General features: G+C 44.6%; 1 protein-coding gene. It reads right to left on the bottom strand.

Features of this window, described 5'->3' with window-relative positions:
• Window positions 1–520, bottom strand: a 520-nt coding sequence (locus R0J87_RS18465; protein WP_498887995.1) for an SGNH hydrolase domain-containing protein, incomplete at both ends; no start/stop codon positions are given.

The raw sequence follows: 520 nt of genomic DNA, 5'->3' as shown, positions 1-520 counted from the left end.
CAAATACTGGCGCAAAACTCCTCGCGAAAGTGGCAGTCAGATGGTTTCCATCAAAATGAGTGACGACGTTTCCTACAACATAATGGCAGGACTCCCCGTCACAAAAATAATCGGTTAAATCCATAGTGGTGGCCGATTCTGGCATATACGCCACCTCTTCCAACGCATTCGGTTCTACAATAATCTCTTCTTGCTTCGACTTGCAGTTTCCCGGATCTTCGAGATTGTCACTGAGGCAATTCAACACGCTCTCTTCGTACCACGGCGTGTCTCTTACCAGCATTAGTGGAATATCCTGTTCTTCAAAATAGCGCCAGGCGTCTTCAAATCCAGCCGGAACCTCCCAAAATGCTTTTTTCGGGCTGCCGACATTGCCAATAGTAAATAGAAGATCTGGTTTATTGTTTACAAGCTCTTCATTTACGTTTGCAAACCATTCATCACAGTCTTCATAGCCTGGCCGAGTTTGTTCCGTGAATCGGCAATTGCCTTTCAAATAAGTGAGTATTTTAATATCGTG

Source organism: Halomonas sp. SIMBA_159, assembly GCF_046536035.1.
GTDB lineage: Bacteria > Pseudomonadota > Gammaproteobacteria > Pseudomonadales > Halomonadaceae > Vreelandella > Vreelandella venusta_A.
This window is presented reverse-complemented; position numbering and strand designations above follow the sequence as displayed.